At 64.0% G+C, this 16,542-nt stretch carries 13 protein-coding genes; 4 read left to right on the top strand and 9 right to left on the bottom strand.

Annotated elements, in window-relative coordinates; all coding sequences use genetic code 11:
• Window positions 1–2: 2 nt before the first annotated feature.
• A complete protein-coding gene (locus tag AC1DW2_RS09270; RefSeq protein WP_085403171.1) occupies window positions 3–1,178 on the bottom strand; it encodes a glycosyltransferase family 4 protein in 1,176 nt (391 codons plus the stop codon).
• Window positions 1,179–1,407: 229 nt separating this feature from the next.
• Complete coding sequence (locus tag AC1DW2_RS09265) at window positions 1,408–2,754, bottom strand: lipopolysaccharide biosynthesis protein (RefSeq protein ID WP_071915411.1); 1,347 nt, start codon at window positions 2,752–2,754, stop codon at window positions 1,408–1,410.
• A 472-nt stretch (window positions 2,755–3,226) separates the two neighbouring features.
• Here AC1DW2_RS09265 and AC1DW2_RS09260 point away from each other — a divergent pair, with 472 nt between their 5' ends.
• A complete protein-coding gene (locus tag AC1DW2_RS09260) occupies window positions 3,227–4,450 on the top strand; it encodes an FAD-dependent oxidoreductase (RefSeq protein WP_477005815.1) in 1,224 nt (407 codons plus the stop codon).
• Between the two features lie 21 nt (window positions 4,451–4,471).
• Here the strand turns inward: AC1DW2_RS09260 and AC1DW2_RS09255 are convergent, their stop codons facing one another.
• On the bottom strand, window positions 4,472–5,608 hold the full coding sequence (locus AC1DW2_RS09255) for a GNAT family N-acetyltransferase (protein WP_354117118.1): 1,137 nt from the start codon (window positions 5,606–5,608) through the stop codon (window positions 4,472–4,474).
• Window positions 5,609–5,840: 232 nt separating this feature from the next.
• Between AC1DW2_RS09255 and AC1DW2_RS09250 the strand changes: the two genes are divergently transcribed.
• Both AC1DW2_RS09250 and AC1DW2_RS09245 read left to right on the top strand, forming a co-directional pair.
• The gene (locus AC1DW2_RS09250; RefSeq protein ID WP_477005814.1) at window positions 5,841–7,127 is read left to right on the top strand and encodes an O-antigen ligase family protein; all 1,287 of its coding nucleotides are present in this window, start codon (window positions 5,841–5,843) and stop codon (window positions 7,125–7,127) included.
• Between the two features lie 123 nt (window positions 7,128–7,250).
• Window positions 7,251–8,174: a glycoside hydrolase family 5 protein gene (locus AC1DW2_RS09245; RefSeq protein ID WP_477005922.1), complete on the top strand. Its 924-nt coding sequence runs from the start codon at window positions 7,251–7,253 to the stop codon at window positions 8,172–8,174.
• A gap of 53 nt (window positions 8,175–8,227) precedes the next feature.
• On the opposite strand, the gene AC1DW2_RS09240 is transcribed toward AC1DW2_RS09245, so the two are convergent.
• The 5 genes from AC1DW2_RS09240 to AC1DW2_RS09220 are packed head-to-tail and all read right to left on the bottom strand — an operon-like array spanning window position 8,228 to window position 14,304.
• Window positions 8,228–9,592 (bottom strand): four-carbon acid sugar kinase family protein, encoded by a 1,365-nt coding sequence (locus AC1DW2_RS09240; RefSeq protein WP_477005813.1) that lies wholly within the window; start codon window positions 9,590–9,592, stop codon window positions 8,228–8,230.
• Window positions 9,589–10,797, bottom strand: a complete 1,209-nt coding sequence (locus AC1DW2_RS09235; RefSeq protein WP_477005812.1) for a ribulose-bisphosphate carboxylase large subunit family protein — start codon at window positions 10,795–10,797, stop codon at window positions 9,589–9,591. Before AC1DW2_RS09235 ends, AC1DW2_RS09240 begins: the two co-directional genes overlap by 4 nt.
• A gap of 15 nt (window positions 10,798–10,812) precedes the next feature.
• Complete coding sequence (locus AC1DW2_RS09230; RefSeq protein ID WP_477005811.1) at window positions 10,813–11,352, bottom strand: VOC family protein; 540 nt, start codon at window positions 11,350–11,352, stop codon at window positions 10,813–10,815.
• A 19-nt stretch (window positions 11,353–11,371) separates the two neighbouring features.
• On the bottom strand, window positions 11,372–13,282 hold the full coding sequence (locus tag AC1DW2_RS09225; RefSeq protein ID WP_477005810.1) for a TRAP transporter large permease: 1,911 nt from the start codon (window positions 13,280–13,282) through the stop codon (window positions 11,372–11,374).
• A gap of 5 nt (window positions 13,283–13,287) precedes the next feature.
• Window positions 13,288–14,304 carry a TRAP transporter substrate-binding protein gene (locus tag AC1DW2_RS09220; protein WP_477005809.1) on the bottom strand — a complete coding sequence of 339 codons (1,017 nt, stop codon included), beginning with the start codon at window positions 14,302–14,304 and terminating at the stop codon, window positions 13,288–13,290.
• A gap of 136 nt (window positions 14,305–14,440) precedes the next feature.
• On the opposite strand from AC1DW2_RS09220, the gene AC1DW2_RS09215 reads away from it, so the two are divergent.
• Window positions 14,441–15,496: a LacI family DNA-binding transcriptional regulator gene (locus AC1DW2_RS09215; protein ID WP_441268558.1), complete on the top strand. Its 1,056-nt coding sequence runs from the start codon at window positions 14,441–14,443 to the stop codon at window positions 15,494–15,496.
• A gap of 312 nt (window positions 15,497–15,808) precedes the next feature.
• On the opposite strand, the gene AC1DW2_RS09210 is transcribed toward AC1DW2_RS09215, so the two are convergent.
• A complete protein-coding gene (locus tag AC1DW2_RS09210) occupies window positions 15,809–16,534 on the bottom strand; it encodes a DUF3750 domain-containing protein (protein WP_477005808.1) in 726 nt (241 codons plus the stop codon).
• Between the last annotated feature and the right edge of the window lie 8 nt (window positions 16,535–16,542).

Genomic DNA, 16,542 nt, shown 5'->3' with positions numbered 1-16,542 from the left:
GCTCAGACGACCCGGTTGAGGATTTGAACGTATTCCTCAACCATCGCATCGACCGAATAGCGCAACCTCAGGCCTTTGGCGTTCTTTTGCAGTTCGTCGCTCAGTGCTTGGTCGGTCAGAAGTCTGGAGACGGCAGCCGACAGCTTCGCTTGATCCGAAGCATCGACAAAGAGGGCAGTGGGCTTTCCTTCGAAGGACAGCACCTCGCGCAGCACGGGAAGATCCGTGACGACCGAGGGAACGCCGGCGTTGGCGGCCTCGACGGCGGCGAGGCCAAAGGTCTCAGCCTGCGTAGGAAACACGAATATGTCGAGACAGGCGAGAAAATCCGCGATCTGGCGTGGCGCGATTTCGCCGAGCAGATGCAATCGGTCCGAGACCTTCAAATCGTCCGCGAGCTGCCGCAGTCGCGCTTCGTCGGCGCCCTGGCCGGCGAGTGCAAGGTGCCACGACGGTTCATCCGGCAAGAGGCGTATCGCTGCATCGAGCCGCTTGTGCGGATGCAGCCTCGCCGCGCAGCCGAGCAGGACGCGGTCCGGCGGCAGGTTGAATTTCTGTCGTGCGGCGCCCTTCGGCAGGATGAGGGCCTTGTCCTCGAAGCCGTGCGGGACATGCACCATGCGCGACCGGTAGGCCTGCGGGTAGCGCGAATACTCGCGCTCCATGTCCTTTGAGTTCAGCGTGATGCGGTCGAAGAAGCCGACGCTGCCCATGACGATGTCGGCCGTGCGGATCGGCCAGCTCATCGACAGCGCGGATGAAACCTGATTGGCGACGACAGGGGCGCGGCTGACGAGGCGCGTCACGCCCGCGCCGATGACGTTGCCGAAATGCTGGAAGGTCAGGACGGCGTCGGGCCGCGTGGCTCTGATATGACCGCCAAGCGTCCACAGCATCCGCAGCAGCGCAACCGGATTGCCCGGCCGGCTCGATGCGCAATAGAACGTCTCGGGCGGCTCGTCGAACGAATCCGATTTGCGGAAGAAAAACAGGTTGGAGACGCGATGGCCGCGCGCGGAGAGGCCGGCGCCGAGAAGCCTGGAGATCTCCTGCGCGCCCGCGTTCTCGGCCTGGGTCTGTACGAGAAGGACGTGCAGCTTTCGTTCGCTGCCGTTCAGCCGCGCCAGTTCTGTCGCGGTCGTCTCGCCCAATTCCTTGTTCGGCTGGTAGTGGAGCACGGATCCCGACCGCTAAAGAAACGAAATCTTCACCTTCTTAACCCCGTACCTATCATGCAGGCATCGGGCAGACACCGACTAGCAACAAACGGAGTTAATGCGCGAGCCGCCGATTGCCGCGTTCTCGCGGGAATTCTGCTGGTTCCCGGATTGTGCGCAACGAGCGCGTTAACCAACGGGACGAGCGCGCGCCGTCGCAGATCAACCAGGCCGATCGTAGGGTTGATGCCTATTCGGCGGAGTCGGCGCCGCGAACGGCATAGCGGCCGCGTCGCCACGCCGAGAAGCGCAACAGCACGAGAACCGAAGGATCGACCCCGGTTCGCCGGCGGCACAAGATATTGAGCGCGATGGTCGTGAGCGCCAGCGACACCGTGGCCGCAATCGCCGCGCCAAGCACGCCGAGCCAGGGGATCAGGACGAGGAATCCGACCAGTCTCAACGCGACATTTGCGGCGACGACGGGGACGTAGATGCGTTCATGGCCGGTCAACTGCAGGATCGCCGCCGACGGACCGCCCGCGGCCTGGATGGCCGTTCCGATCGCCAGCACGATCAGCACCGAGTGCTGCTCGGTGAAATGAGGCCCGAACAGGTTGAGGAGATAGGGGCCGCCGATCCAGATCATCGCAAGGCCCGCGACCACGCAAAGCGCGGTCACTTCCGCCATGAGCTGCAGCGTCCGCTCGAATTCCTGGTGATTTTTGCTGAAGTAGAGCGAAGGAAGCCGGCGCGCGCCGAACGAGTACAGCGCGGCGGAGAGCATGGCGAAGATGTTGGCGAGGCGTGACGCCGCGAAGTAGATGCCGGCGGTCGCCGGATCCAGCATCCAGTAGACCAGAATGACGTCGAAATACTGGTTCGCGACTTCAAGGATGGACGCAAGCCAGAAATGCAGCGCGCTCGATCGCCAGCGCGTTGCTTCGGAATTCGCTGCTGTCGCGCGCAAATCCGGCAGCGCTCGTACGATCGCAATGATCTGCGCGACGAGGCCTACCGACATCGCAATCGTCATTGCGGCGATCAGCTCGGCGGGATCGAGCTGCCGATGCCCGAACAGCATGGCGAGCAGAAACAGCACGACGAAAACCCGCCAGAAGAACTCGCGGTTGCCTTCGCCCATGATGATGCTGACCAGCGAGCGCGCGATCTGGCTGCCGAGCATCAATCCGGCACTCACGGCGGTGTAGGCCGAGACGGCGAGGATCAGCAGCCACAAATCCCCTCTGAAGTGCGCAACCAACGCAACTGCGGCGATCGCGATCAGCATCGCAACGGCGGAAATCCTGAAGCTGGAGAGCAGGAGGCCCTTGGTGAGGTCGGGCCTGTCGCCGACCTCATACTCGTTCAGGAACCGCACCAGCAATGCTTCCTGACCGACCAGTCCTACGACTGCGGCGATCTGGGCAACCGAAAGCCAGGTCGCAAAGATACCGAATCCGTCGGGTGTCATCGTTCGCGCGGCCAGCGAGAACAACGCAAACGCGAGCGCGCCGCTGCCAACCTTCAGGAGGATGGTCCCGACGACACCGCGCGTGACGTCACGCCGCAGAAATTGAACAATGGAATCGATCATCGAAGATGCGGAGCGTTCCCCGAAGATGGGCGTTGCAAGGGCGGCGAGAGCCTAGCATGCCGGAAAAATGCGAGTGTTAATGCGCGGTCTTCAGGTCCCGCCGTCTGTCGTCGACGAAGGTCGTACGCCGCTGCTTCACTGCGGAACAGCCGCGTCCGTGATGTGCCAGATTGAGCGGGCACCGGCTCGACCGAAAAGCGGCGCGATGTCGTGCCGGTGCTAGGTGCGGGGCGAAGCCGGCCGGCTTGCGGCTGTTCGAGCATTGGAATGGCCTCTCTGGAACGAATTCGGACGTTTGGTCTCACGAGACAGCAGCATTTCGAGGTCGTTCTGAGCAAGGCGCGTGCCGGGACGGATGAGTCCGGCGACCCGTTAACCTCAATCGCCGGAAATGATCGCGTTTGGCTCTGCGATACGACATCAGGCGAGGGAATTGCACATGGAACCACCGTTAACCGTGGAGCCCTAAACCATGACGACGGATAGACCCGTGACCGAGCCGAGCGCTGTAGCTGCGACCGCGGCGATCGTCGCAGACATTGCGATCGTCGGTGGCGGCCTTGCGGGATCGCTCGCCGCGTCCGTGCTTGCGCGGGCGGGGCATCGCGTTGCACTCGTCGACAAGCGCGCGGTGCATCCGGACGAATTCCGGGTCGAGAAGCTCGGTGGCCAGCAGCTCGAGATGTTCCGCAAGCTGGGCTTCCTCCACGCGCTCGAGAACGTCGCCTGCCGGTATGACCGGGTGCTCAATATCCGGGAAGGCAAGGTCGTCGATGTCAGCGTCGGCCAAGCTTACGGGTTTTCCTATGCCGGCCTCGTTGCCATGGCGCGCGGCCAGCTGCCTGATCCGTCCAATCTGATCGTCGACGAAGTCACCGCAATCAGACCCAGCGACGATGTCCAGCATATCGAGCTTGCGTCCGGACGGCGCCTGGACGCGCGGCTCGTCGTGCTCGCCACAGGCATGGCGGGAGCGCTCGGCTACAAGCTCGGCATCAAGCGGCGTGTGCTGGCCGAGCGCCATTCGGTGTCGTTCGGCTTCACGACCGCCCGCCGCGACGGCGCGCCCTTCGATTTCGAGGCGCTGACCTGTTACGGCGAGCGCACCGCTGACGGCATCGACTATCTCAGCCTGTTCCCGGTGCCATCAGGCATGCGGGCCAATCTGTTCATGTTCCGCGACCCGACCGATCCGATCATGCGCGAGCTGCGCCGCGAACCGGAAGCGACCGTCCTGCGGCTGCTGCCGGGCCTGCGGCCTTACCTCGGCGACTTCCACGTGACCGACAAGGTGCAGAACTGGGTGATGGATCTGACCGTGGTGGAGGGACACCTTCAGCCCGGAATCGTTCTCATCGGCGATGCGTTCCAGACCAATTGTCCCGCCGCCGGCACGGGCGTCGCCCGCCTCCTGGTGGACGTCGATCGCCTTTGCACGGAGTACGCGCCGCGCTGGCTCGCAAGCGCCCGCATGGGCACGGAGAAGATCTCGCAGTTCTATTCCGATCCGGACAAGCTCGCGGCAGACCAGCGGTCGCTGAAAATGGCGCGCTTCCGTCAGGCCCTGACATCCCGCAACGATATCGAATGGGATGTGCGGCGCCGCTTGCACTTCCTGCGGCGCAGTCTCACGCATCGTGTCGATCAGATGCATCCGGGCTGGCTCGGACGCGTCCGCGGCGCGCTCCGCGCCTGAGCTCCCTCGCTTGCGCTTCAGTTAGCGCGTGGGCGTTGGGGTGCGGGCCGGCAGGAGCCTGAAATCCGACAGCCGCTTGGCCGCCAGTTTGAGCCAGGGAGCCTGCTTCAGCGCGAACAGGCTGATGGCGCCCGCGGTGCTGCCGGCCTGCGTGACCATCCACATCGGCGAAGGCTGGCCGCCGAACAATTTCTTGTACGGCTCGTCGCCAATCGTGAAGTCGAGCATCTGATCGCCGCGCTCGATGCAATCCCTCGCCACTTGCTCGAACATCAGAGAGCCCAGGGACTGGCTCTTGTACCCGTCGATATCGAAGGCGCTCATGATGACGAGGAAGCTGCCGCGATGGCGCAGTCCGAGCACGGCGGCGATCACGCCGCCGTCCATCTTCATGGCGTAGAGTCGGACGAACGAGCCGAGACCGCGGGCCGCCACGTCAGAATAGAAGCTGTAATACTCGGGGCGCTGGAGCAGGTCGCCGTCGCCCTGGGCGTGAAAGCGCGGGCCGCGATATTGCTTCATCGCGTCCATCGCCTCGGAGATCGAGGCGCTGTCGTCGCAGCATGAGAAGCTCAATGCTCCCTTCTTCTGGAGCTGGCGATATTTCTTGGCGAGCTCCTTCTGATAGGAGCGATCCAGCGCGCTGGCACGCCATTGCTCGAACGGGGCGACGAGAACGGTCGCGTAGGCGTTCGTCTCCATCGAGACGCGGCGTGGCGCGCCGAGTAAGCTCTCGATCGGAAGCCGTCCGTCGGGCAGCTTGGTCATGCGGAGCAGGTCGAACGGGCGGACGAGGCGCCGGATCTCCGCGCAGGCCGCTTCGTCCTCCAGCAGGCTGGCAAACACCTCGGGGCTGCAGACCGGCGCCAGATAGTCGGATACGCGCAGATCGGCGAATTCGATGGTGCGGATCGGGCCGCGGCGGATCCGGAGCAGGGGCAGCACCATCGCCAGCGCCCCCGTCGTACGGCGGCGGACCACGACGACCAGCGGCGTCGCGCCTGCATGGGATGCGAGCCTGGCGTAGAGGCTGTCCAGCCAGAGCGGATGCTGAAATGCGGTCGCCGCAGAGCTGTCGAACAGCGCCGCGTATTCCGGAGACAGGAAGTCGAACGCCTGCTCGATGGCGATATCGAATGTATTGCTCGGCTTATTCATGCGTGACCACGGAAACCAGATAATCCGGAGAAGTCGATCGAGCCGGATCCCGCGCTTGTATAGCAGGGTCGTGACAGCCGAGGCACCAGCGGGGTGCGATTTGCATTAACGCATCGAGCAGGCGCCGTATCGTTATCGATCCCCCGAAGTGTCGAGATTTCGTGGTGCCGGGGGCCCGGGAGATCAACCCGCAGTAGTAGATAATTAACCAAGCTTAAGGGAAAGTCACCTCATGGCCATCCTGCAGACCGAGAGAGACACCGAGGCACTCACGAGCGCGATCTGGAAGACGCGCAGTGCCGGCGTCGAGAAGATCGCCAGGCTCGTCATCTGCGTATCGATCACCGTCAATGTCGTCGCGTCGATGGGGACATTCAATACGGCGATACTGCCGGCGGGACTGACTTATCTGCAACAGGCGGTCGCTCTGCTGATGTGGAGCGTCCTGATCTACGCAAGCGCATTCGTGCGCCCGCGTCTGCAACTGGCATTCAACCCCGATCTGATCGCGCTCCTTGCATTCTACACGCTGGCGGTCGTCTCGGTGTTGTGGACCACCCTGAATGCCGCAGCCATCATGAAGAGCGCCGCTCTTGCAATGACGACGTTTGGCGCGTTCTGTATGATCACGCGGATCGATATCGACGATGTCGTGAAGGCAACATCCTTCGGGCTCTTCATATTGGTCGCCGCGTCAGCGCTTTGCGCACTCGCCGTGCCCGATATCGGGGTAGACCATAGCTGGATGCACAATGGTCAATGGCAGGGCGTCTATGAATCGAAGCAGACGCTGGGCTTTGTCGGCGCGTATCTGATGTTTTTCTCCTGCTACCGGAAGATGACGGGGCAGGGGTGGTTGGCGTTCCTCGTCGCGTTCCTGCTGGCGTCGACCTGCGTCCTCGCGTCGGAATCGCGCGGCGCCGGTGCTGTCGCCCTGGCGGCTTGCGCGCTGCTCGTGACGTCGATGTGGTCGGTCGGCTGCACGAGGCTCTATGCGATCCTGCCGTTCGTCATGTGCATTCTGGCCGGCCTCCTGATCGTCTATTTTTACGCGACGGGATACGACGCCATCCACATTGGCGATGCGACCGTCAATTTTACCGAGCGGACCTTCATCTGGCACTACGCGATAAGCCATTTCGACGATGCGCCGCTGATCGGCTTCGGAATCAACGGCTTCTGGACCATCCCGTCGATCTACGATTATTTCGAGCAGAACCACGGTTGGGTGCTCGACAACTATCATAGCGGCTATATCGCGATTCTGATGGAAACAGGGTTTCTGGGCTACGTGCTTTTCGCCGCGAGTGTTCTTCTGTTTTCGAACAAGGTTCTCTATTTGATTTCCGCGCGATCGATCCACCGGGCGCACTGTGCCCTCATCATCGGATTTGTCGCCCTCAGCTTTCAGACCAATTTCACCGAGACGACGTTCCTTCGCTCGACCATGTTCACGTCGGTGCTCCTCGTGGCGTTCCTCCTTGCAACGTGCAGGCCGGTGCCGGAGACCGATTTCTAACCCTTACGGAATGGAAGCAAGATGATGGCCCCCCGCGCTCGCTGGTCGAGAAGCTTCAATCTTGCCGCAGCGGCTTTCGTCGTCGCATCGCTCTTCTCCGACGCCCATGGCGCCGGGCCGGCCGTGCCTCGTGATGCGGCAAAGTTGGGACGCGGGATCAACATTCTCGGTTATGACGGAATCTGGGAGGGCGGCCAGAACGCGCCGTTCCGTCTGGACAATTTGACGGCGATCAGAAAGGCCGGATTCTCGCACGTCAGGATCAATTTCTTCGGCTTCAAGTTCATGGATCGCGGGAATGTGCTGGATGAGGTCGTGCTGAGAAGGCTTGATGCCGTCATCGAGGAAATCCTCGCCAGGAAACTCGTTCCCATCCTCGACGAACACGACACGCATGTCTGTCAGCGTGATGTATCCGAATGCGGCGAGAAGCTCAGAGCATTCTGGCGGCAGATCGCGGAGCGCTATGCCGGAAGATATCCCGGGCTCGTCTTCGAGGTCTTGAACGAGCCGGGGGGGCAGATGACGTCCGCCAGCTGGAATTCGCTCCTCAATGAATGTATCGGCATCATCCGCCGCACCAACCCCGAGCGGCGGATCATTGCTGCCGTTCTCAACACAGACGAGATTCCCATCGACGATCTGGCTCTCCCCGCCGACGACAGGAATCTCATCGTCACCTTTCATTACTACGCGCCGATACGCTTCACGCATCAGGGTGCGCCATGGTCCGAGACGTTCGCGCGCATCGGGCCGCTGGATTGGGGCAGTCCAGACGATGAAGCCAAGGCGGCCGCTGATTTCGAGAAGGTCAGCCGGTGGTCGGAGCGAGAGAAACGCCCGGTTTATCTCGGCGAGTTCGGGGTATACGAACGGGCTCCATCCGAGAGCCGCCAGAAATACCTGTCGTTCGTGGCGCGAAGCGCCGACAGACGCGGCTGGGCATGGGCCTATTGGCAGTTCGACCATGATTTCGCGGCCTTTGACAGCGCCCGTCAGGCCTGGAAGCCCGACATCCTGCGCGCCCTGATCCCGTCGGCCCGTTGAGGCCGCGATTCACGGCCGATATCGGCCGGATCACGATCGCCTTGCGGTGACGGCTAACCGCCGTCTCTGGCCCGGCAGAACAGATCGATCCCGCCGACCTGTCCGCCCTTGAGCGCGATCTCGATATTCGCGTGCGCGCGATCCGATGATGCGCGGTTGAGTGGCGCGCCTTCCGCGAGAGGGGCGATCGCGGTCAGCGCATAGATGCCCATCGCCTGCAGCGCATGTCCGGACGTGTCGCCGCCGGCGACCACGGCGCGCGGGAGCCGCGCGGTTTCCAGAATGGCGTCCAGCGCCTGGCCGAGCCCCGCGCCGATGCGCTCGTTCACTGCGCTCGCCGCTGCGCCGCTCGCCTCGACGGCCGCGTTGAGCGCACCGATGGCGGGATCGTCGGGGCCGCTTGCGGTGATCAGGAGCGCATCGCGCCCCGACGCGAGTGCTGCGAGCGCACGCGCGACAGCGCGGCCGATCTCCCTGGTCCATTCTGCCGCGTCGACGGCGCGCGTCGCATCGAGCCGCTCGACGTCGAAGCCGTTGTCCGCGGCATGGGCGATCTGCGCGGCGGTGACGGGTGAGCAGGAGCCGGAGACGCACGCGATGCGCTCGACGCCGGCAAGGCGCAGATCGGGCTTGCTGTCGGGAATCAGGCCCGCCGACCGCCAATAGGCGACCAGGGCCTGCTCGACGCCTTGCGAGCCGGCGACAAAGAGGCGTTCGCCGCGATATTCCCAGATCAGGCGGCCGGCTTCGATCAGGGATGGCTGATCGAGCACGTCGAGCGAGATGATCTCGGTGCCGGCGCCCCTTGCGCGCATCAGCGCCAGATCCGCGCCGCCATTGGCCATGGTGACGAAGTCGATCAGTCCGATCGATCGCGCCGTCTGTTTTGCAAGATGCCGGCCGAGATCGGACTCGTCCATCGGCGTCACCGGATGACGCGACATGGTCGGGTGCCGGTCGAGACGATGGCCGACGCCATTCACGGCCGCGAACAGATGGCCGAACATCTGATAGCGGCCCATCGCCGGCGATCCCACGAGGAGCGGATGCCAGGCGCCGCCGAGCTGCGGCACGGCGAGATCGATCGCACGCCCGATCGAGCCGATCTGCGGCGAGGAGTCGAAGGTCGAGCACACCTTGTAGTGTGCGATCGGCGCGCCGATACCTGCGAGCACCGCGAAAGCCGGCGGCAGGTTGTGCTCCATCCAGGCCGGATCCTTCGCGCGCGCCGTGCCGGCGATGCCGATGCCGCGGAACTGGCTGGCGGACGCGAGACGTTCGGGCGTTGGAGGTTCGAGGAACAGGATTGTCGGCAGGCCCGCGAACGTGAGGGCCTCCATCGCCGCGGACGAGCCGGTGTAATCGTCGCCATAGAAAGCAACGAGTGGACCGTCGGGCAGGGTGGATGCGCCGCTCACGGCTGCGGGCTCGCCATCGCGGCGTCCCATGCTGCGCGCAAATCGGCAACGCCGGCGGCCGGTCCGTCGGGATGGGCGAGAATGCCGCCGCCTGCTGCGAAGATCAGATCTGTCGAGCCGAGTGCGCGCCAGGTCGGCGCGGCCTGCGCCGGCGTCTGGCCCGAGGAGAACACGGGCATCGCGATGCACGGCTTGTGCGCGAACATCGGGGTCAGCGCCGCCTTTGCGGATGTGACCACGCTGTCATCGGTCTCGCTGAACTTGTTGCCGATGCCGTTGACGTGCATGTGGTCGGCGCCGGCCAGCCGCCAGATCTTGTGCCAGGCCGTATAGTCCCAGCCGAGCGCGGGATGACGGTTCAACGCGCCCCAGCCGTTGCGATGCGCATGAACGGGAAGCTGCGTGTGGCGGCCGATCTCGACCATGCCTGTGAGCCCGACCGAGTTGATGCTCGCCATCACGCAGGTGCCGCCCTCGCTGAGCACCAGATCATGCCGGCGGCGCATCTGGTCGATCTCGCCGGTCAGGTTGAAGGCGATCATGACCTTCTTGCCGGTTCGATCAGTGTGGTCGTTGACGACGCGCATCACAGCGCGCACGCGCGCGTCGAACGGACAATAGGCGCCGTCCGATTGCAGCTCGTCGTCCTTGATGAAGTCGATGCCGGCCTCGCAGAGCGTGGCGACCAGATTGGCCGTCTCGGTGGGGCTGAGTCCGATGCTCGGCTTGATGATGGTGCCGATCAGCGGGCGGCCGTTGACACCGGTCAGCTCGCGCGTGCCGGCGACGCCGAACTTCGGTCCGGGATAGGCGGCGGCAAACGCGAGCGGCAGTCGCAGGTCGAGCAGGCGCAGGCCGGTCAGCTGGCGCAACTCCCAGAGATTGCCGGCGATCGCCGTGACCAGATTGGGCAGTGACGCACCGATATTGTCGAGTGGCCATGACAACGTCACGCGCGCGCGATTCCAGGGGCCATCTGGGTTGATCGGGCGGGCGACCGGGAGCGACGGCGCGGAGATTGCATCAAGCAACTCGATGCTCTCGACTCGGGCGGCCGCACGCGCTTTCAGCTCCGGCGTTTCGCCGGGCACCGCGACGAACGTGCCACTCGACTGCTCGCCCGCCATGGTATCCGCGGCAAGACGCGGATCTTCAGGCGTTTCGATCAGATAGTCGGCTTCGATGCGAACGGGATTTTGCGTCACGGGAGCGCAGACAATCTAGAGCTTGGTCAGATCGGGGAACGGCCGCACGGGGTCGCGCCCGTCCCAGCMTTTGGCGGCTGCGCGGATGAGATCGAACATCTTGCCCTTGGGTCCCGAGACTTCAGACAGTTCGATCACCGTTCCCGGATGATACTCCGTGTCGAAATAGACGAAGCGACCGCGCGCGCCGACTTCGCCGCTCATGACCGGCTTGAAACCCTCAGCTTCGAGACGGGAGAGATCGGCGTCGTAGTCTTCGGTCCAGTAGGCGACGTGCTGCAGACCCTTATGTCCGGCTTTCAGGAAGTCGGCATACATCGACGGCGCATCGTTGCGGATCTGGATCAGCTCCATCTGCAGCGGACCGGAATTGGCCAGCGCCACCGAATTGTGCGGCTCATAGGCCTTGCCGCGATAGTGGTAGTTCACGATTGGAACCCGCGGATTATAGAACCACGGCCCGATGCCGAGCTCGCGGCTCCAATAATCCATGGCCTTCTCGATGTCGTCAACGACGTAGCCGGCTTGCCGGATCTCACCAAAAAAACGGCTCATTGCATGATTCCCATGATCTTCAGAATTTGAGGAAGCCGATCGACAGCCACGGCACGGCTGCGACGATGGCGAGGCCGATGAAGAGCGCCGCGACATAGCCCCAGATGTGCTTGAGGCCTTCGTCCGGCGATATCTTGCTGATCGCGCAGGCGCCGTAGTAGCCGACGCCGAACGGCGGCGCGAACAGGCCGATGCCCATCGCGAGGATCACGACCATCGCATAGTGCACTTCATGCACGCCGGCCTGCTTGGCAATCGGAAACAGCAATGGGCCGAACAGCACGATGGCCGGAATGCCTTCGAGCACGCTGCCGAGCACGACGAAGGCCACAATCGAGATCGCGAGGAAGCCGTAGGCGCCGCCGGGGATCGCCGCCATCGCCTTCGCCAGCTGTTGCGAGAAGCCCGATTGCGTCAGTCCCCAGGCCATCGCCGTGGCGCAGCCGATGATGAAGATGATCGCGCCCGTCAGCGAGGCCGTCTCGACCAGCATGGATTTCAGCCGCCGCCAGGGAAACTGGCGGTAGACCACAAGGCCCATCAGCACGGCGTAGGCGATGCCGATGGTCGAGACCTCCGTGGCAGTGGCAACACCTTCGACCACGGCAGTGCGGATCACGAAGGGCAGCAGGATGGCGGGCAGAGCGATCATTGTGAGCTTTGCGATCTCGCGCTTCGAGGCACGCCGCACATGGCTCAGATCCTCGTTCCGGTAGCGTCGCCACACCACCACGCAGAGCGCGGTGCCCACGACCAGGGCCGGCAGCAGCCCGCCCGTGAACAGCGCTGCGATCGAGACACCGGTCACCGAGCCGATGGTGATCAGCACGATGCTCGGCGGAATGGTCTCGGTCTGCGCGCCGGTGGCCGACAGCAGCGCGACGAGGTCGCCGGGCTTGGCGCCGCGCCGCTGCATCTCCGGCAGCAGCACCGGCGCGATCGCGGCCATGTCGGCGATCTTCGAGCCGGAGATGCCGGAGACCAGATACATGGCCCCGATCAGCACGTAGGACAGTCCGCCCCTGACATGTCCGAGCAGGCTGGCCAGAAACTGGATCATGGCCCGCGCCATGCCGGTCATCTCGATCAACGCGCCGAGGAAAATGAACAGCGGCACCGCGAGCAGGATCAGGTGCGACATGCCTTCATCGAGACGGCCGACCATCACCATCATCGGGACGCTGGTTGTCAGCGCCAGATAGCCGAAGGTCGCGAGCGCAAAGGAGAAGGCGATCGGTACGCCGGCGAACACGTTGGCTGCGACCACGCCGACGAAGAAAATGATGAGGTTGTAGCGTCCGAGCGGGGCGAGCAGCGGTCCGGCAAGCCAGAATGCGGCAATCAGGACGGCGGTGATGATGAGGGCCGCGACGATCAACGCGGGGCGGTGATGCGTCGCGAGCCGGATCGCGGCGACGACGGCCATCAGGGTCATCCCGACGGGAATTGCGGCTGCGCGCCAGGCGTTGCTGATCTCCAGCGCCGGGGTGACGATGACCTGTTCCTCGCTCGCATAATCGAAGGCGGGATGCAGGATCAGCGCCAGCAGGGCTAGCGGCGCCACCGCCGCGATCGTGTCGAGAAAGGCGCGCGCGCCCGGGCCGACATGGCTGACGAGCCCTGTCATGCGCATGTGCTCGCCCCGGCGCAGCGCGATCACCGCGCCCAGCATTGAGAGCCAGAGAAACAGGATCGAGGCCAGCTCGTCCGACCAGATCAGCGGGCTGTGGAAGACGTATCGCATGATGACGCCGGCGAGCATGATGCCGATCTCGACCAGCACGACACCGGCCGCGGCGGTCTCGACCACCGCACCGAGCCAGCGGTCGACAGTGCCAAAGGCGCTCGCAAGCTTGCGCGTGCCTGCATCGGAAGCAGGGTGCGCGGCCGCCGCCAGATAGTCCGTCATCTGATGCTCTGCGATCGTCATCGCGCTCAGGCCAGCTTGCCGACGGCGCCTTCGAGCAGCGCCCAGGCTTCGTCGCCGAAGCGGCCCTTCCATTCGCCGTAGAAGCCGGAGTCGCGCAGTTTTGCGCGGAACGAGTCCGGTGAAGGCGTGGTGAATTTCATTCCATTGCGCTGGAGATCGGCCTGCACGGTCGCATTGAACGTCTTGATGTCCTCGCGCTGCTTCAAGCCGGCATCGTTGATGGCGTTGCTGACGATGGTCCTGAGATCGGCGGGAAGGGCGTTGAAGGCGCGGGCGTTGGCGATGAACCAGAAGCCGTCCCAGATGTGGTTGCTGATCGCGCAGTACTTCTGCACCTCGTAGAGCTTCGCCACCTGGATGATCGGCAGCGGATTTTCCTGCGCGTCGACAATGCGTGTCTGCAGCGACGAATAGACCTCGCTGAATTGCAGGCTGGTCGGCGAGGACGAGAGCGCCTTGAACATGGAGATGCTGAGCGGAGACACGGGCACGCGGATCTTGAGGCCGTCCATGTCCTTGGCGCTCTCGATCGGCTTGGCGCCGCTGGTGATCTGGCGGAAGCCGTTGTCCCACATCTTCTCGAACGTATGGAGGCCGACCTTGGCCATGGCGGCACGGATATGCGCGCCAAGCCCGCCGTCCATCGCTTTCCAGACCTGATCGTAATCGGCAAAGGCGAAGCCGACCGCGTTGATCGCGGCGATCGGCACCAGGGTCGCGACCACGAGCGCGGAGGGCGTGAAGAAGTTCAGCGCGCCGCTGCGCACCTGGGCGAGCATGTCGGTGTCGCCGCCGAGCTGGTTGTTCGGGAAGATGACGATCTCGACCCGGCCATTGCTCTCCTTGGCGACGCGGTCGGCGGCTTCCTGGGCGCGGATGTTGAGGGGGTGCGTCAGCGGCAGGTTGTTGCCGTATTTCAGCGAGAACTCGGCCGCCCGGGCCGGGCGCGAGAGACCGCCCATCAAGCCCGCGGCGGGGAGGACGGACAGGGCTTGCAAGGCGCGCCGACGGGTCAGGGACATGGGCTTCTCCTCCAACAGCAATTTGATGTTATTTGATGTTTCTTCGACAATGTTGATGCAAAAATTGCGACTTTGAGCTAGCATGTCAAACGATAAAGATGATGGTTTTTGATGTATTCGACGATTGGGCCCCGGAATGAATAAACCAGTGGCTCCTTCGCTGAGCCGCATCGTTGACGTGGCGCGCCGGGCCGGCGTCTCCACGGCGACGGTCGACCGCGTGCTGAATCGCCGGCCCGGTGTGCGGGCGATTACGCAGCAGCGGGTGCTCGCCGCTGCGTCCGAGCTCGACTACATGCCGGCCGAGAACATCCTGGCGGCGATGCGGCCGAAGCCGATGCGGCTCCTGTTCCTGCTGCCGGCCGGCACCAACCGCTTCCTGTCTACGCTCGGGCAGCTGATCGCGCATTCCGACGGCCGGCTCGCGCCCTTCAACGTCCATTGTCAGGTCGACACCATCAAGGGCTTCAATCCCGACCTGCTGGCACGTCAGCTCTGGCGGGCCCGCGACAAGGCCGACGGCATCGCTTTCATGGCGCTCGAGCATCCCGTCGTGAGGGAAGCCGTCGACCGATTAGCTGAGCACGGGGTGCCGACGGTGACGCTGATCTCGGATATCCTGAACGCACGCCGCGCGGCCTATATCGGACTGGACAATCGCTCGATCGGACGCACCGCCGGCTATCTGATCGCGCGCTTTCTGGGCGAGCGTCCGGCCAAGGTCGCGATGATCGCGGGCAGCCGCAGCTACCGCGCGCACGAAGAACGCGAAATGGGCTTTCTGCACGTCTTCGAAGAACTATTCCCGGCCATCAAGGTCGTGGGCCTGCGCGAAGGCCATGATGACGCCGACCGCAACTATCGCCAGACGCGCATGCTGCTGGGCCAGCATCCGGATCTTGCCGGAATCTACAACATCGGCGGCGCCGCCGATGGCGTCGCTCGCGCCCTGAACGAAATGAACCGGGCGCGCGACGTGGTCTTCATTGGTCATGGTCTGACCTCGGATACGCGCGGCTTTCTGCTCGATGGGACGATGGATGCCGTCATCACTCAAAATCAGCTCAACACGATGATGAGCTGTGTCGGCATCTTCGACAATCTGCGCGCCGGCCGCAGCGCCATGCACGGCATCGAGGCGCCGCGCAGCGAGATCATCTTTCGCGAAAATATTCCGGCGCTTGGGGGCTAGGATCCAAGGAGGCGGCTTGCTGGACCCATGGTCGGCCTGGTCGAGCGCATCCATGGCCTGATTGGGCACGATGCAATTTTGCCGGTGTTTTGCCCGACGAGTCAAATGACCGGAGTCTGAAGACATCGGGCTCGTCGAGCGGCTCAACGTGCGTTGCAGGAGAGATGCCTCTCGTTCTGCGCGCGCAAGGCAATTCACCCAAACTTCATCTCGACTTAGGCCGCGCCACCGCGACCAACCGGCCAAGGGCGGTTCTACTGTGCATGGGGTTGTTTTTCAGTTTTTTTGTTTGGCGAGGCGCCGGCAGGCGCTCTACAGGCCGGCGGCGACGCCCAGGCGGCCGATGCCGGGGAGCTTGAGCGCCGGCCGCCGGATGTCGATGCCCAGCACCGCGCCGAAGAAATTGATCTCGAACCCTTCGACCCAGCCGACCGTCATGCCGAGGTAACCCGACAGCGAGGCGTAGGCGCCGGTGGGGGTGATGCCGGCCCAGCGTCCGCTGTACGGATAGTCCTTGCCGACCGCGGTGGGTGGAAGGACAGCACGAAGCTCGGGAACGGCGTCCAGCGCCGCCTGCACGAAGGTGTTGGAATTCGGTCCGGGCCAGGCGCTGTAATCGCCGTAGGCGCGGAACTTGTAGGTCTCGACGACGTGGCGGATCTTGGGGATCAGCGCTTCGGCCCGTGCGCCGTCGACCGCCACGACGGTTTCGGGCATGGCGCCGAACCAGCGGCCGTCGGGTGCAAATCCGTTGCTCCGGATCGGGTCGCCCCACGCCGTGTAGTCGTATCGGCTGTAGGTGCTGGCACCTTTCTCCTTGACGACGATCCAGCTGTGGACGGCGAAAATGCTGCGCCACCGCACCGTGCGCGCGGCAAAGACCCGGATCAGCGCGTCCGGATTGGCCGATGCCGGCGGCAACAGGCCGGCGCTCGAGCGATCCGCCGTCTGCCAATTGCCCCGGCCATCGCCGAACAGATAATAGCGTCCGGCCGACAGTCCTATCGGCACGGAGACCAGCAGCAGGAAGAGAATCAAGAGTTTCC

Source organism: Bradyrhizobium sp. P3_C3 (assembly GCF_056402655.1).
This window is presented reverse-complemented; position numbering and strand designations above follow the sequence as displayed.

Bases quoted from the DNA above. Each gene is read 5' to 3' on its own strand.
- AC1DW2_RS09265 (WP_071915411.1), bottom strand. From the start codon at position 2,754: ATGATCGATTCCATTGTTCAATTTCTGCGGCGTGACGTCACGCGCGGT.
- AC1DW2_RS09220 (WP_477005809.1), bottom strand. From the start codon at position 14,304: ATGTCCCTGACCCGTCGGCGCGCCTTGCAAGCCCTGTCCGTCCTCCCC.
- AC1DW2_RS09250 (WP_477005814.1), top strand. From the start codon at position 5,841: ATGGCCATCCTGCAGACCGAGAGAGACACCGAGGCACTCACGAGCGCG.
- AC1DW2_RS09260 (WP_477005815.1), top strand. From the start codon at position 3,227: ATGACGACGGATAGACCCGTGACCGAGCCGAGCGCTGTAGCTGCGACC.
- AC1DW2_RS09225 (WP_477005810.1), bottom strand. From the start codon at position 13,282: ATGACGATCGCAGAGCATCAGATGACGGACTATCTGGCGGCGGCCGCG.
- AC1DW2_RS09215 (WP_441268558.1), top strand. From the start codon at position 14,441: ATGAATAAACCAGTGGCTCCTTCGCTGAGCCGCATCGTTGACGTGGCG.
- AC1DW2_RS09255 (WP_354117118.1), bottom strand. From the start codon at position 5,608: ATGAATAAGCCGAGCAATACATTCGATATCGCCATCGAGCAGGCGTTC.